Here is a 16100-nt window from a genome sequence, read left to right on the forward strand (position 1 = left end):
GGCCCAGAATGAGGGCATGTCATTCAAACACTGTCTGCTCGCTGCCTCGGTGGCGGTGATGTGGGGACTGAACTTCCTCGCCATCGACCTCTCCCTCGACCAGTTCCCACCGTTCTTCCTCGTCGCTCTGCGCTTCGCTATCCTCGCGCTGCCGGCGCTGCTGTTCGTGCCGAAGCCGGACGTGAAGTTCCGGTGGATCGTGGGATACGGGTTCGGCTTCGGGGTGCTCCAGTTCGCGTTCCTCTACTGGGCGATGGCCACCGGTATGCCCACCGGTTTGGCATCCCTGGTCCTTCAGGCCTCGGGGCCCTTCACGGTGCTGTTGGGGATGACGTTTCTGCGCGAGAGAGTGCGCGCCTCGCAGATGGTGTTCCTGCTCGTCGCGATGGCCGGGCTCGGGGTCGTCGGCTGGCAGCGCCTTGACTCATCGGCGAGCTTCCTCCCGTTCCTCCTCACCCTGGCCGGGGCCTTCGGATGGGCGATCGGCAATGTCTGCAATCGGCAGGCGCATTCGGTCGAGCCCGTGAAGTTCACGATGTGGATGTCGATCATCCCGCCGCTGCCGATGCTGCTCATCTCGCTCATCGTCGAAGGGCCGGCCGCGATCGGCGGTTCGCTGACGACGCTGGGCACGACGACCGGACTGCTCGGCGTGGCGGGACTGATCTACACGGTAGTCATCGCGACGATTCTCGGCTCAGGCATCTGGTCGTGGCTGATGTCGCGCAATCCCGCCGGAGTCGTCGCACCGTTCTCGATGCTCGTGCCCGTGGTCGGGATGAGTGCGGCCTGGCTCGTCCTCGGCGAAACCGTGACGTTCGGGGAGCTGTGCGGGGCCGCACTCGTCATCATCGGCGTCCTCGGTGCCGGTCTCAAGGCAGCGAAGGGTGCAAGGATCCTCGCCGAGGCGGTGCCGGTCGACGAGTCGGACATCGAAGAAAACCAACCCGACGTCCCCGCGGGGACGTCGTGACCGGCCGACCCCGGCGTCAGGGTGCCAGACTCGGGGCCTCGTCGATCCCGAAGTGGGACTTGAGAACACGGCGGGCGGCGAACCAGCCGTTCATTCCGTGCACGCCCGGTGCCGGCGGGGTCGCCGCCGAGCACAGGAAGGCACCCGGAACGCCGAGGCTGTAGTTGTCCCAGCTCGTGCGCGGCCTGGCCATCATCCGGTAGAAGGACACGACCCCGGTGGCGATGTCGCCGCCGGTGTAGTTCTGGTTGTGCCCGGCCATCTCCGAGGCGGGGATCGCATGGTGCGCGACGATCCGATCTCGGAACCCGGGCGCGAAGCGTTCGATCTGACGGGTGATGTATTCGGTCGGGTCGATCGGGCAGTCGAAGGGAACGTGGCAGTACGTCCACAGCGGCCGCAGCCCGTTCACCTCGCGGGACGGGTCGAAGACGGTCGGGTCGGAGACGAGGCACACGGGATCGGCGGGCATGCGTCCGGACATCACCGTCGCCTCGGCGGCGGCCATCTGAGCCCGCGACCCGCCGACGTGGATCGTTCCGGCGCGACCGACAGCTGGATCCGCCCAGGGCACGGGGCCGTCGAGCACGAAATCGACCTTCGCCGCGGCATTGCCGTTCTTGAACCCGCGCAGTGCGCGGTCGACGTGGGCGGGCAGGAGCCCCGCGAAGATCTGCGCGGCATTCAGCGCCGAGGTGTCGAGCAGGTACGCGCGAGCCGCGGGCATATCCGAGACATGATCGATGCGCGCATCGGTGTGCACCGTCCCACCGTGGGCCTCGAGATCAGCGACGAGCTCATCGATGATTGCCTGTGATCCGCCGATGGGGGAGGGCCAGCCGACGTCGTGGGCGAGCATTGAGAGCATCGTCGCCGTCGCGGCCGTGCCCATCGCCGGCAGCCCGCCGATCGCATGCGAGGCGACGCCGGTGAACAGGGCCTGAGTGGACTCGTGAGAGAGCGGAATGTTCCAGGCGGGGCTGGCCTGACCGAGCAGTCGCAGCCCGAACTTCACGACATTCGCGAGCCCGGGAAGGTCGCGCAGGGTCGGCGGGACCGACCGTTTGTCCCCAAGCGAGAGCCACACGGAATCGTCCGCACGGTCAAGCAGGGGCGCGAAGAAGCGTCGCCATTCCGGCCCCGCCTCGCCGAGGTGGTCGACCGTCGTCTCGAGATCGTGGAAGGCCAGTGCCGCCGGCTTGCCGTCGAGCGGCTGGGCGTAGGAGATCTCCGGGGTCGTCAGCTCCATGCCGCGGGCACGGAGGTCGAACTCGGCGAAGAAGGGACTGGCGATCGCCAGCGGATGCACGGCCGAGCAGATGTCGTGAGTGATGCCCGGGGCGAGTCCGAGGTCGAGGGTGCGGGCACCGCCGCCGATCGTCGGCTGCGCCTCGAATACCTCGACCGCGAGTCCGGCGCGAGCCAGAGTGACCGCGGCCGCCAAGCCGTTCGGTCCCGATCCGACGACGACTGCATCCACCTCAGTGCTCATACGGCCAGTCTAGGTCAGTGAGCTGGACGAAGGGTCTGCCGTGCGTCGGTGAGAATCCTCCCGGTAGACGTTGTCGAAGAAGGCGCACTCGAGGTCGACGGCCCGCTGCCAGATGCGGGTCAGGCGGTCGGTTTCGCTGGATTCGGCCGCTCCGGCGGGGAGGACGCGTTCGAGTTCGTCGACGAGGAACTGCACCCACTCCCGGAAGGCGTCACCTCGGTGCAGGTCGATCCAGCCTCGGTGCACCTGCCGCGAAGGGACCGCGTCTTGAGACTCCGCCCAATCGAGGTAGAGCCACTCGGCGACGACGAGCACGATGAGCAGCTGCGGATACTCCGCCGAGGTGACGGCACCGTCCATGAGATCCCGGAAGCCAGCCGTCGGTGCCGCCAGCGCGGGGTCGAGGTAGTCGGCGGGCCTGACTCCCAGTTCGGCGAAGGAGTCGACGAAATAGGTGTCCTCCTCGGCGACGAGCATCCCCAGCTGCTTGGCGAACCGCAGCTTCGCATCGAGCTCATCGGCATGGGCGACGCACGCTCCGAGCATGGACAGGAACGACTCGAAGAACTGGTAGTCCTGCACGAGATAGTCCCGCATGACGGCGTCGTCGATGGTGCCGGCGAAGAGCTCGCGAACGAACCGGTGGTCGACGGCCTCCGCCCATTCTCTGTCGGTCGATCTGCGTAGGTTCGCGACAGCTCCGTCGGCGGTCACCGTGACGGTTGTGTCGAGTTCTGCCGTTGTCATCGTTCTCCTATTCTCTGCCTGTGCTCACCGGATCAGTGTCGGTCGGTCAAGATCGGTGTTGTCGAGAACCCAGGTGGCATGGTCCCACGGGGCCGCCTCGGCGAAGTAGAGCCTCTGCCCGCCGACGTAACGGCGGTTGGACTCGGACTCGGGATCGGCATCATTCAGGTGCGGGAACCGCGCGTTGCCGCGGGGCACGGAGACGGTGAACGGCACCTCGACCCACACGCCGGCATCCCAGAGATCTCGGAGTTCGGGGCGGTGGAGGAAGATCCCGTCGACGAGGAGAACGCAGTCATCGGGCAGGTCGAGGGGTTCAGGCGTGACAGGTTCATCGGCGTCGACGTCCCACACCGAAGGGACGATCGGACCGCCGCGGCGCAGCGGGGCGACGACAGTGTCGACGAACGACGCGTAGTCGTAGGAATCCCGATAGAAGGACTCGGGGCCACGGCCGTGTGCGTACCGCACCGACCGGGGGAGGTGGAAGCCGTCGATGCTCACACTTGCCAGGGGGCGGTTGTCCTCTGCCGGCGGCCGGGCATCGCCCCGGGTCGCGAGGTCGACGAGTTCGGAGACGAGTACGGACTTGCCGGCGCCATCAAGGCCGTCGATCGCGATGAGGGCACGGCCGCCTCGGCGAACGGAGCGGACACGGTCGAGGAGCTCGCCCAGCACCGCCTGCCGTGTCATCGTCATGTCCCGAGACTAACGCAGGAAGCCGACGATCGGGCCAGATCAGAGGGCCGGTACTGCTGAGGACACCGCCTCGTCGAGCCGTGCCGCCAGCACCGAGGCGATCCGGTCGGCGGCTGCGGTGCGACCGGCTTCGCGCTCGGCCGCCTCGACGGCGGGGTTGTAGTTCGTGTTCGTGTTGATGTCGTAGACGACCTGCCGACCATCGAGAGTCTCGATGAACTCGATGCCGGCGATGTCGATGCCCAGCTCCGCCAGCAGCGCCTCGAGCCTGACGATGAGGGGAGTCCCCCGCGTGATCTCGGGGCGGACGGCAAACGGCTCGACCGCTGGTGCATTGGTGCTCGCCGGAGTGGCACCTGCACCGCCGGGGATCTCGCAGGCCTCGGCCGGGCAGAGTTCGAACGAACCGTCGGAGACGTCGACGCGCACGGCATAGTGGAACGCACCGTCGATGAACTCGGCGCGAGTGACGAACGGCTCTGCCGGCTGCACATACTCCTGGACGAGGGTGATTCCGTCGATCGGAGCGTTCGCGCCCTCGGCAGCGAAGTCGGCGGCCGCTGCGTCGAGTTCGGCATGAGAGTCGAAGCGGCGCACACCGAGCCCCTTGCCGCCCTGATTGTGCTTCGTGATGAACGGGGGAGCGAAGTCGCGAGCCGCCTCGGGCAGAGCCTCGGCACCGAACACCGCCGAGGTGCGAGGCGCATCGAAGCCGTGCTCGGTCAGCGCTCTGTACTGGCGGACCTTGCTCACCTCGAGCTCGTAGACGTCGCGACCGTTGATCACGATGCGTCCCGCACCGGCCAACCACTCGAGGACGGCCCGCCCGTACTCCTTGACGTTCGGATCCGTGCGCGTATGCGCCGAGGCCGACAATCGCGACCAGAACAGCCCCTGCGGTGGGGCAACGGTGAGATCGATCGACGTCTCCGGCAGCAGCCATTCGACCCAGGGAACACCGAGGCGGTCGAGCGCCTCGGTGAAGGGCGGGATCCACTCGGGATTGTCGTGGATGATGTAGACCGCCGTCGTGTCGGCAGTGGGCAGAGTGGGAGAACTCATCGCGAACCTTCGCTTGGGGTGCCGACGCGATCGCTCGCCCGGCGGATCTGCTCAACAATCCTACGCCAGATCCTTCAACGGTCGGGAGGATCCCTCGTCGTGTCCGTGCCGCGGAGTAGACTGACCACATGGCTATCGCAAAGCAGCCCGTCGTCGTACTCGATGCTCCCGATGCCGCAGAACTCGCGGAGTTCTACGGAAAGCTCCTCGACTGGAAGGTCACCGTCGACGACGACGGCACCTGGGCCGAGGTCGTCTCCGACTCGTGGCCGCCGATCTGCGTCCAGCAGGTCGAGGACTACCACGCGCCCAGCTGGCCCGGTCAGGCCCATCCGCAGCAGATGCACATCGACGTCATCGTCGATGATCTCGACGTCGCCGAGGAGGCGGTGCTCGAGATCGGCGCCGGGAAGGCCGAACAGCAGCCAGGGGTGACCTTCCGAGTCTTTCTCGACCCGGCCGGCCACCCCTTCTGTCTATGTCAGAACTGAGCGTCAGCGTGCGGCTGCGGCCTCCTCGTTGAGCTCCTGGGCAAGGTCTTTCGCCTCTTCCTTCGACGCCGCCGACGGGGTCGATCCCCACAGCGGACGACGGTTGCTCTCAGGTACGAAGTGGATCGTGATGAGCCCGATGACACCCGCGGCCACGAGGTAGACGGCGGGCCACATGAGGAACCCGGTGGCGCCGATGAGCGAGGACATGACGAACGAGGTCGTGCCGCCGAACAGCGAGATCGAGACGTTGAACGCGATCGCCAAGGCACCGGCTCGAACCATCGTCGGGAACAGTGAGGGCAGGGTGGAGGGCATCGTGGCGCTGAAGCAGATGAGACTGAGTCCCATGATGAGCAGGCCGAGGAAGACGACGATGTCGCTGTGTCCGCGGATGAGCCACAGGGACGGGAACGAGAGCACGATGAGTGAGATCGAACCCGCGCGCACGACGGCCTTCCGGCCCACTCTGTCAGAGAGCTTGCCGATGACGGGAATGAGCCCCAGGCAGCACGCCATGACGATGATCTGCAGGACCTGCGAGGTCAGTTCTGAGACCCCACCGCTGCCCTGGATGTCCTCGACCATCGGGAAGTACACGGGAATGAACGAGGTGAGCATGTAGTTCGTGACGTTCCACGCGAGCACCAGACCGGTGCAGGCGAGCAGGTTCGGCCAGAGCCTGAAGATCTTCTTGAACTCGCCCTTGGAATGGTTCTTCTGCTCCTCTTGCTCGGAGAGCTTCTCCATCTCCTTATAGGCCGGGGTATCGGCGAGCTTCGTCCGCAGGTAGACGCCGATGAAGCCGAGCGGCAGAGCGACGAAGAACGGAATCCGCCAGCCCCAGGACGCGAGGAATTCGGGAGTCGAAACCGCCTGCATGATCGTTGCGACAAGTGCACCGAGGACGTAGCCGGTGAACGTTCCGACCTCGAGCAGACTGCCGAGGAAGCCACGACGACGGTCAGGAGCGTACTCGGCGATGAACGTCATCGCATTCGAGTACTCACCGCCGGTCGAGAACCCCTGGAGGAGACGGCAGGCGAGCAGCAGGAACGGGGCCCACAGACCCACCGTCGCGTAGTCGGGGATGACACCGATGAGGAAGGTGCCGGCGGCCATCATGATCATCGTCATCGCCAGGACCCTGTTGCGTCCGATCTGGTCGGCCAAGGGTCCGAAGACCAGACCGCCGAGGGGACGGACGAGGAAGGCGACGGCGAAGAGCCCCGCGACGATGACGGTTCCGATCGGCCCCGAGTCCTTCGGCAGGAAGATCCCCTCGATGACGACTGCCAGGTAGCCGTAGACGCCGAAGTCGTACCATTCGGTGATGTTGCCGATGGCTGCGGCGCCGATGGCCCGCTTCGTGACATCGGGTTTGGTCACGGTGATCTCTTCCGGGCGCCACCGCCGGCGGACATTGTCCGGTCCGAACATGTCTCTCCCTCCGTTTGGCGGTGAGGGACCGCGGGGACGTGCGCCAGGCACGAACTCACAGAGCATAAGAATCACGCGCAGTCGCCTCCGCGAGCCCCTCATCGTTCTGGTTGATGTTATTGCTCTCAGCCGGGTCGCCCCGGCGCAAAACACCACTCAAGGCTAGTCCTCTCAGCACTCATGGCAAGTTCAGTTGCGCACGCATCCCCGATTTCGCGGGTCCGAACCCTGAAATGACGAGGGTTGAACGACGGTGGGGCGGCACCGTCTAGAGTGGTTCCATGCGCGTGCTCACCAGCTTCGATGATCATGAACCCGTCCCATGGGCCAATGGTGCGGGGGAGACGACAGAGCTCGTTTCGCTCGCCGATTCCGAACAACTGACTCCGCATCTCAGACCGTGGCGGCTGAGCATCGCACGACTTGATCACACTGGTCCGTTCTCCGCCCTGCCCGGCATGGCTCGGACCTTCCTTCCCACCGCCGAGGTGGTCCTCACTCTCGATGGTCGTGCACACCGGATCCCCCGGTTCACCCCGTTGAGCTTCGACGGCGGCGCGAACGTCGAGCTCAGAGAACTGAGCGAGCCGTGCTTCGCCGTCAATCTCATGGTCGCCGAGGCGGACTCGGTCGCCCCACCTCGGCGATCCTTGTTGATGACCGGTCCCGACGAGAACCGGACCGCCGGGACAGGCGCTGTTCCGGCCGTTGCCGAGAACCGACCCGTCCTCGTCCTCACCCTCGACGCGAGCCCGGAACACCAGCGTTTCGAACTCCTCGAGCTCTCCGGTTCCGCGGCTGCTGCCGGCCACCTCGGCGGGGTGCTTCTGTACTGAGGTGAAGCGGCACCCCTCTGCCGGGAATCGGTGGCTGGGGAAATGGTGGGAAACGCATGTCTCCCGCATCACACGTACGAGCGTCATCGCAGGTCATTGCGCCTGCTCTTAGGCCGGTGGGTCAGCGATCTCCCAGACTTAGCCGGGGTGGGTCAGCATGCCCTGACATTCGGGTCCGATACTGGTGCGAAGCACGTGTTTTTGGAGGACCATTGGCATCGAATCCCTACGACCCCGAGCAGACGAACAAGCAGCGCATGACTCCCGCAGGAGAGTCCCCGTCGAACGCACAGCAGCATTCGCAGACGCTGCCGCTCATCACCGAGGAGATTGCGGCGAACCATTCAGCGCCGCGCACCGAGGCCGCCCCCACCGAGCACGTGACCACTCCGGTGATGCCGCCCAATCCGATCCGTCGCGATCAGCAGGCGGAGAGGGCACAGCCGAGCAGCACGGGCACGACGGGTCTCCCGGAGTCACAGTCGCAGGGTGCCGCTGTCGGTGCCCCCGCCACCGCAGTCGGCGCTGAGACTGCGGCAGCGACGGCCGGCGATGGCGAAGAGAAGAAGTCGGAAGGACGGATCTCCGCGACCCAGCTCATCGCCGGTGCCGGAGCCGCTGCCACCTCCTCGGTCATCGGCGGTCAGCTCGGAGTCGCCGGGACCGTCATCGGCGCCGGCATCGCGAGCATCGTCACCGGACTCGCCGTGACCCTCTACAGCCGCAGCCTCGACAAGGGCAAGGAGAAGATCAAAGAGGTCGGTTCCAAATTGGCCCCGGCCGTCAAGGCACAGATCGCGAAGAACCCCACCACCGAACGCACCGCGCTGACCGGCACCACCGCAGCCGTGCCGGCATCGGATTCGGACCAGGCAGCCGCCTCGGCGAAGGACGTCGGTGACGGCGTCGACGGCGTCGACGCTGCGGGCGAGACCGACGAGGAGCAGAGCACCTGGTGGCAGAAGCTGCGCCGCAAACGTGTCCTCTACCCGGCAGCGATCGGGGTGGCGGCGTTCGGCATCGGACTCGGCGGCGTCGTCATGGCCGAATCCTTCACCGACGCCGACCTCTCGCCGGGCACCTCTCAGATCTCACGATCGGTTTCGGGACAGTCCTCGACCGGCGACGAATCGGGCACCGACTCCGGGACCTCCGACTCCGGCAGCTCGGGCGACGGATCGGGAAGCGGCTCCCAGTCGGGCACCGACGGCAACCAGAGCTCGACGAACGGCGGAACGGACACACAGAACGGTCAGTCCACCTCGGCGGGGGATGACACCGGGACGCAGAGCACGAACACCGACGGCACCGACCAGGGCACGGATTCGACGACCGGCAGCGGCAGCGAAACCAGCGGCTCGACCACCGCGGACGGCACCGATACCGCGAACGGGACGAGCACGAGCAGCGGCGGCTCGACGAGCGCGGATTCGTCCGGCGGGTCGAACAGCAGCTCGAGCAGCGGTGGTTCGAACTCCGGTTCCTCCGGGTCCGGATCGTCGGGCTCCGGGTCATCCGGATCATCCGGCTCCGGGTCCTCGGGATCGGGCAGCGGCGGTGGGGGAGCCGCCTCGGCGCAGGGGTGAGCAGTTCGACACCGCGGCCGGGAATCTTAGGCAGGGTTGCCTATGTTGTACCCAGTGAGCAACCCCGTTAGGTTGACAGTAACTCCGACAGTGATCTGCCGAAGTCGGTACAACGAGATCAGGCGAGGCGCGTACAGCCCTCCCTCCCGCCGCACCGGTGGGATTGCATCTGACCGGTGGGCAACCGATGGCGGGCGGCGCGAGCGCGCCTGTTCTCCAACGGTGAAGGAGATGTGATGACGCAACATACCGATCATGAGTACCCCGGAAACGACACCACGAAGCCCTCGACGACCGAATCCGGTGCGCCCAGGGAATCCGAAGCCCACTCGCTGAGTGTGGGCGCCGACGGTCCACTGATGCTCCACGACGTGGCCCTGGTCGAGAAGCTCGCTCGCTTCGACCGTGAGCGCGTTCCCGAGCGCAGCCCGCACGCGAAGGGCTCCGGCGCCTTCGGTGAGCTCGAGATCACCGAGGATGTCTCCGCCTACACGAAAGCGGACTTCCTCCAGCCGGGGAAGAAGACCCCGATGCTCGCACGCTTCTCCACCGTCGCCGGTGAGCTCGGCTCGCCTGACTCGTGGCGTGACGTGCGCGGATTCGCGCTGAAGTTCTACACCGAAGAGGGCAACTTCGACATGGTGGGCAACAATACGCCTGTCTTCTTCGTCCGCGATCCGATGAAGTTCCCGGACTTCATCCACTCGCAGAAGCGTCTGCCCGATTCGGCTCTCCGGTCCAACAATATGCAGTGGGACTTCTGGTCGCTCTCACCCGAATCGGCTCACCAGGTCGCCTATCTCATGGGACCGCGCGGTCTGCCCAAGACGTGGCGGAACATGAACGGCTACTCCTCGCACACCTACATGTGGATCAACGCCGAGGGTGAGAAGTTCTGGGTCCAGTACCACTTCCACACCGACCAGGGCGTGGAGAACATGAGCAACGAGGAAGCCGGTCGGATGGCCGGTGAGGACGCGGACATGCACCGCCGCGACCTGTTCGACGCCATCGAACGCGGCGACTACCCGTCATGGACCGTCAACGTTCAGATCATGCCCTATGAAGAGGCGAAGACCTACCGGTTCAACCCCTTCGATCTGACGAAGATCTGGTCGAAGAAGGACTACCCGCTCATCAAGGTCGGTCGGTTCACGCTCAACGAGAACCCGTCGAACCATTTCGCACAGATCGAGCAGGCCGCCTTCAGCCCGTCGAACACGGTGCCCGGCACCGGTGTCTCGCCGGACAAGATGCTCCTCGGTCGCGTCTTCTCCTATCCGGATGCGCAGCGCAACCGAATCGGCACGAACTTCAACCAGCTGCCGGTCAATGCGCCTGTGACGAAGACGAATTCGTACGACAAGGAAGGCCAGATGCAGTACCACCACTCAGGTAATGCGCCGGTCTACGCTCCGAACTCGTACGGACGGGCCTACCAGGAGGAACAGGGCCCGATTGATAACGGATGGGAGGCCGACGGCGAACTCGTGCGCAGCGCCTACAGCCTGCACGCCGAGGACGACGACTTCGGCCAGGCACACACGCTCGTGCGTGAGGTCTACTCCGAAGAGGAGCGTCAGGGTCTCGTCGAGACCGTGGCGGGCATGCTCGAGGACGGAGTCGAGGAGCCGGTGCTGTCGAACACCATCCAGTACTGGAAGAACATCGACGCCGAGGTCGGACAGGCCATCGAGTCCCGCGTCAAAGGCTGAACCCACCTCAATTACTACCTGACGGGTGCCCAGATACCTCGCGCTGTGAGTATTGACAGTGGCTGGTCTGGGACTGGCTGGCAGAGTAGGTGTTGGCCTCTCCATCCAGTGATCGTGACTCCACCTCGCGCTGACCCACACAGTGGTGTCTTGACGTCGATTTGTCCGATCACATGGATGGTGCGGCCGGCACCAGCTCGGCCCACATCGGTAACTTGATCAGAAGGCTGTCCACCCCCTAGTAACCAAGGAGGTGTGACTCATCACAGTGTTGTTCCGAAGTGACCTTCAACCCGGACCGGTACCGGCCGCAAGCGGCCGCACAACCTATCGGTCAAACAGGGAGCTTCGAACCGCTATGTCCATTGTCGCGCACTTATACAGTTTCTTCATCGGCGTCGATACACACGCCAGAAACCACGTCTACACGATCATCGCCAACACCGGTGCCCTCATCGACACCGGCACCTTCCCGACCACGCAGGCGGGCATCAAACGAGCACTGAGCTGGGTCGGTCGACGCACCTACGGTGACCTCGACACACTCTTCGTCGTCGAAGGTGCCGCCTCCTACGGGGCAGTACTCACCGGGCACATCACCATGGCCGGATACCCCGTCGTCGAAGCCGGGCGCATGGACGCCAAAGCCCGCCACGGAGTGGGCAAGAGCGACGAACTCGATTCCCACCGAATCGCTGAATCCGTACTGCGGTTGGAAGCCGATCAACTGCGGTGGCCGCGCCAGGGCGAAGGCGTGCGTCAGGCACTTCGCGTGCTGTTGGCAGCCCGGGACGCGATGTCCAAGGAACGTACCCGTGAGATCAATGCTCTACCGCGCTGGTGCGCACCAACGACCTGGGCATTGATGCCCGCACGTCACTGACAGCTGACCAGGTTGCTGAGATCTCGAGGTGGCGAGACAGGAAGGAAGACATCGGGTTAGCCACTGCCCGGGAGGAAGCGATTCGCCTGGCTAAACGTGTTCTCGCCCTTGATGAGGAGCTGGCAGGCAACCTCGCGAAACTCGCCGAACTCGTCAAGGCCAGCCCGGCGGCTGCCTTGCTGGATGAGCCCGGGTTCGGGCCCTTCAGTGCCGCGGTGTGCTTCACCGCGTGGTCCCATCCCGGCCGGGTCCGCAACGCAGCAGCATTCGCCGCTCTGGCGGGAGTGAATCCGATTCCTGCCTCGTCGGGCAACACGCATCGTCACCGGTTGAATCGGGGCGGGGACCGGCAATTAAACCGGGCCCTGCACACGGTGATCATGAACCGGATGATCCATGATGAACGGACCCGAGACTATGTCGCCAAGCACTACGGTGAGGACCCGACGAAGAAGTCGAAGAAGGAAATCCGACGCAAACTCAAATGGTATCTAGCGCGTCGGGTCTACAAGATCCTCAACGCGCTAGATACCGTTCCTCAACCCGCTTGACAAGACATAGAAGGATCGAGGTAGCTGGGCACCCGTCAGGTTGTTTGGGGTGATGCAGGGGAGGGGACGTCAGGGCATGACTGGGGCTTCGAACGTGAACGTCGTGCCGAGGATCCAGCAGAGGATGAGCACGATCGGCAGATGGAAGACGAACTGCACGCCGGTGAAGCCGACGAGGTCTCGCGCCCGGATCTTCAGCAGCGCGAGCAGCGGCAGCATGAAGAACGGGTTGATCATGTTCGGCAGGGCCTCGGACATGTTGTAGATCTGTACCGTCCAGCCGAGATTCATATCGACGTCGTGTGCGGACTGCATGACATACGGCGCCTCGACGAGCCACTTGCCGCCGCCAGAGGGGACGAGCAGACCGAGCAGCGCTGAGTAGAGGGCGATGATCACGGCGAAGAGTCCGCCGGCGCCGACGGTGGTGAAGAACTCCGAGATCCGGTCGGCCAGAGTGATCCCGCCGAACCCGGGCGCACCGGAGAGCATTCCCGCCATCGCCGCGTAAAGCGGGAACTGGACGAGGATCGCCGCCGTCGTCGGCACCGCTTTGGCCACGGCGTTGAGGAAGTTGCGTGGGGTCCCGTGGAGAACGAGGCCGAGGATGAGGAACACGAGCAGATAGTTGTTCAGCGAGGATGCGACCGTGAGGAACGGCTTTTGGATGAACTCGTTGATCAGCCACAGCAGGGTGATCACTCCGATGAGGATCGGCAGGATCCGCGAGTACTCGAGCCACTCGCCGGGTCGCTCCGGGCTGCCTACAGGTTCGGGATCGTCGGCGAGGTCGACGCCCATCTGCTGGGCGGTCCGGATCGACCCGCCGCGCGGGGCCGAATAGAAGGCGATGATGACGGTGGCGATGATGAGGATGACCACGGAGAGCATCGACTGCCACGTGAAGATCGTCTTGCCGAAGTCGAGCACACCGGTGATCTTGAGCAGGGCAGGCGGAATCGACTCTGCGGTTGCCTGCAGCTGCGCGGCCGACGACGACAGGCCGAGCGCCCACACCGCACCGAGGCCCATGAACGCCGCGGCGCCGAGTGCACGGTAGTCGATGAGCAGATCCTTGCGGCGAGCGACTGCCCGAGCGAGCAGGCCGCCGAAGACGAGGCTGAGACCCCAGTTGAGCAGGGAGACGACGCAGGCGAGCAGCGCGACCCACGCCACCGCACCGCGCGGTGTCTGCGGCAGCTGGGCGAGTCGGTCGATGAGTTTGGCCACCGGCGCCGAGGTGGCGACGACGTAGCCGGTGAGCACGACCATGGCCATCTGCAGGGTGAAGGCGGTGAGCTCCCAGAATCCCGTGCCGAACGCCTCGGCGACGGAGATCGGGCTGGCGCCGTTGATCATCGCGAGGACGGCGACGAGGACGACGCCGACGGCGGCGAAGATGTAGGCGTCGGGGAACCATTTCTCCGTCCACGCTGCCAAGCCCTGGGCGAAGCGGGCGAGACCGCGTTCCTGCGCGGCGTCGGGTGAGCCGCCGGTCGCGGATCCGGGTGAAGCGTGTGGGGTGCTCATAGGGTCGAGGCTCCTTTACCAGTGGATGAACACAATGCGAGAATTCTAACTCAGGGTTTTCTCAGCAAGTGCGCGACCCGGCTTCACCCCTTCGTACTACCTGACGGCGGCCCAGCAACCTCGCGCGAGGTTGCTGGGCCGCCGTCAGGTAGCAGGGGATCAGTTGTCTTGTGCTGCGCGCTGGGCGATGCGTCCGCCGGCGAGGACCATCTCGACCTGACGGGGCGAGAGACCATGGCGGAAGTCGAACGTCCGTCCGGCCGCCTCGGCGGTGATGGTCGCGCTCTCTGACAGCCCATCGCGCAGGCCACGGAACTCGAGGACATCCCCCTGGGACAGTGCCTCGTAGTCGGCATCGTCGGTGAACTCGAGGGCGAGCACACCGAAGTTCGCGAGGTTCTGCCAGTGGATCCGCGCCAGAGACTTCGCCACCACGACGCGCAGTCCGAGGTAACGGGGCGCGATGACCGCATGCTCACGGGAGGAGCCCTGACCGTAATTGTCCCCTCCCACGATCGCGTGACCGCCCTCGTGCTCGGCGGCACGGGTGGCGTACGTGTCGTCGATCTGGATGTAGACGAACTCGGATATCTTCGGAATGTTCGACCGGTACGGCAGCACACGGGAACCTGCGGGCATGATCTCGTCGGTGGATACGTTGTCGCCGACCTTGAGCAGGATCTCCAGATCGATGTCGTCCGGCAGAGGGTCGAAGTCCGGCAGCGTCGAGATATTCGATCCCTTGACGAGTTCGACCTCTCGCGCCTGCGCCACAGGCAGCGGAGGGACGAGCATCTTCCGATTCGCCGAGAACTTCGCCGGCAGCCTCACCTGCGGACAGTCCATCTCAAGTTCGCGCGGGTCGGTGATCCGGCCCGTCAACGCGGCAGCCGCCGCAGTTTCCGGGGAGCACAGCCACACCGAGTCCTCATCGGTGCCGGACCGGCCGGGGAAGTTCCTCGGCATGGTCCGCAGACTGTTGCGACCGACCGCCGGAGCCTGACCCATTCCGATGCAGCCCATGCAGCCGGACTGATGGATGCGGGCACCCGAGCCCACCAGCGAACTCAGCCACCCACCGGCGATGAGATCAGCCAGGACCTCACGCGATGTCGGATTGACGTCGAGAGAGACTTGGGGGTGGATCTGGCGGTCGGCCAGAGTCTCGGCCACCATGGCGAAGTCGCGCAGCCCCGGGTTCGCCGAGGATCCGACGACCACCTGGAAGACATCCTCCCCGGCGACCTCGCGCACGGCAGTGACATTTCCCGGTGACGACGGTGCAGCGATGAGTGGTTCGAGCTGCGAGAGATCGATGGAATCGGTGAGATCGTATTCGGCGCCCTCGTCGGCGCCGAGGCGGGTGAAATCCTCAGCGCGGTCGCTGGCGTCGAGATAATCGCGGACTGCATCATCGGCAGGAAAGACTGTGGCCGTGGCCCCGAGTTCGGCTCCCATGTTCGCGATGACGTGCCGGTCCATGGCAGTGAGGGTCTTCAGTCCCTCGCCGTGGTATTCGATGATCTTCCCGACTCCGCCCTTGACCCCGTGGCGACGCAGCATCTCAAGGATGACGTCTTTGGCCGACACCCACTCCGGCAGCTGACCGGTGAGTTCCACACCCATGATCTTCGGAGCACTGATGTAGAGGGGCTCACCGGCCATGGCCATGGCGATCTCGAGGCCGCCGACGCCGATGGCCAACATTCCCAACGCCCCGGCGGCGCAGGTATGGGAGTCCGAACCGATGAGCGTGGTGCCCGGCCTGCCGAACCGTGACTGGTGGACCGGGTGGGAGACGCCGTTGCCAGGCGGAGAGAACCACAAGCCGAACCGCTGTGCCGCCGAACGGAGGAACTCGTGATCCTCCGGGTTCTTCTCATCGGTCTGCAGCAGATTGTGATCGACGTACTGGACTGACAGATCCGTGCGGACCCGATCAAGGCCCAGAGCCTCGAGCTCGAGCATGACCAGCGTGCCCGTCGCATCTTGAGTCAGAGTCTGGTCGATCCGGATTCCGAGCTCATTTCCGGGCGCGAGATCCCCGGACTCCAGGTGGGATCGAATGAGCTTCTGCGCGACATTCTCGGGCATC

General features: G+C 65.2%; 12 protein-coding genes and 1 pseudogene. 6 read left to right on the forward strand and 7 right to left on the reverse strand.

The annotated features are described in order from the left end of the window. The first annotated feature begins 16 nt into the window (after positions 1-16). Entirely contained in the window at positions 17-973 is a 957-nt protein-coding gene (locus tag GUY23_RS03900) for an EamA family transporter (RefSeq protein WP_166969901.1), read from the forward strand. 16 nt (positions 974-989) lie between these two features. On the opposite strand, the gene GUY23_RS03905 is transcribed toward GUY23_RS03900, so the two are convergent. Genes GUY23_RS03905 through GUY23_RS03920 form a run of 4 tightly spaced genes read right to left on the reverse strand, consistent with a single transcriptional unit; the run spans position 990 to position 4973 of the window. Further along, entirely contained in the window at positions 990-2465 is a 1476-nt protein-coding gene (locus GUY23_RS03905) for a phytoene desaturase family protein (RefSeq protein ID WP_166969903.1), read from the reverse strand. A gap of 9 nt (positions 2466-2474) precedes the next feature. Further along, the gene (locus GUY23_RS03910) at positions 2475-3212 is read right to left on the reverse strand and encodes a TenA family protein (RefSeq protein ID WP_166969905.1); all 738 of its coding nucleotides are present in this window, start codon (positions 3210-3212) and stop codon (positions 2475-2477) included. Between the two features lie 24 nt (positions 3213-3236). After that, positions 3237-3911: a nucleoside/nucleotide kinase family protein gene (locus GUY23_RS03915; RefSeq protein ID WP_166969907.1), complete on the reverse strand. Its 675-nt coding sequence runs from the start codon at positions 3909-3911 to the stop codon at positions 3237-3239. 39 nt (positions 3912-3950) lie between these two features. Next, complete coding sequence (locus tag GUY23_RS03920; protein ID WP_166969909.1) at positions 3951-4973, reverse strand: ATP-grasp domain-containing protein; 1023 nt, start codon at positions 4971-4973, stop codon at positions 3951-3953. Positions 4974-5101: 128 nt separating this feature from the next. On the opposite strand from GUY23_RS03920, the gene GUY23_RS03925 reads away from it, so the two are divergent. Continuing rightward, a complete protein-coding gene (locus tag GUY23_RS03925; protein ID WP_166969911.1) occupies positions 5102-5464 on the forward strand; it encodes a VOC family protein in 363 nt (120 codons plus the stop codon). Between the two features lie 3 nt (positions 5465-5467). Here GUY23_RS03925 and GUY23_RS03930 read toward each other — a convergent pair whose 3' ends face one another. Further along, positions 5468-6904, reverse strand: a complete 1437-nt coding sequence (locus tag GUY23_RS03930; protein WP_166969913.1) for an MFS transporter — start codon at positions 6902-6904, stop codon at positions 5468-5470. 281 nt (positions 6905-7185) lie between these two features. On the opposite strand from GUY23_RS03930, the gene GUY23_RS03935 reads away from it, so the two are divergent. The 4 genes and pseudogenes from GUY23_RS03935 (at position 7186) to GUY23_RS03950 (ending at position 12475) form a co-directional block, all read left to right on the forward strand. After that, entirely contained in the window at positions 7186-7740 is a 555-nt protein-coding gene (locus tag GUY23_RS03935; RefSeq protein WP_166969915.1) for a HutD family protein, read from the forward strand. A gap of 212 nt (positions 7741-7952) precedes the next feature. Further along, the gene (locus tag GUY23_RS03940; RefSeq protein WP_166969917.1) at positions 7953-9326 is read left to right on the forward strand and encodes a hypothetical protein; all 1374 of its coding nucleotides are present in this window, start codon (positions 7953-7955) and stop codon (positions 9324-9326) included. A gap of 236 nt (positions 9327-9562) precedes the next feature. After that, on the forward strand, positions 9563-11041 hold the full coding sequence (locus GUY23_RS03945; protein ID WP_166969919.1) for a catalase: 1479 nt from the start codon (positions 9563-9565) through the stop codon (positions 11039-11041). Positions 11042-11399: 358 nt separating this feature from the next. Beyond that, positions 11400-12475 (forward strand): annotated as a pseudogene (locus GUY23_RS03950) (IS110 family RNA-guided transposase). A gap of 69 nt (positions 12476-12544) precedes the next feature. Here GUY23_RS03950 and GUY23_RS03955 read toward each other — a convergent pair. Further along, complete coding sequence (locus GUY23_RS03955; RefSeq protein WP_166969921.1) at positions 12545-14005, reverse strand: short-chain fatty acid transporter; 1461 nt, start codon at positions 14003-14005, stop codon at positions 12545-12547. Positions 14006-14164: 159 nt separating this feature from the next. Continuing rightward, complete coding sequence (locus GUY23_RS03960; RefSeq protein ID WP_166975582.1) at positions 14165-16099, reverse strand: aconitate hydratase; 1935 nt, start codon at positions 16097-16099, stop codon at positions 14165-14167. Position 16100: the final 1 nt, after the last annotated feature.

It is taken from the genome of Brevibacterium atlanticum, assembly GCF_011617245.1.
GTDB classification, from domain to species: Bacteria; Actinomycetota; Actinomycetes; order Actinomycetales; family Brevibacteriaceae; genus Brevibacterium; species Brevibacterium atlanticum.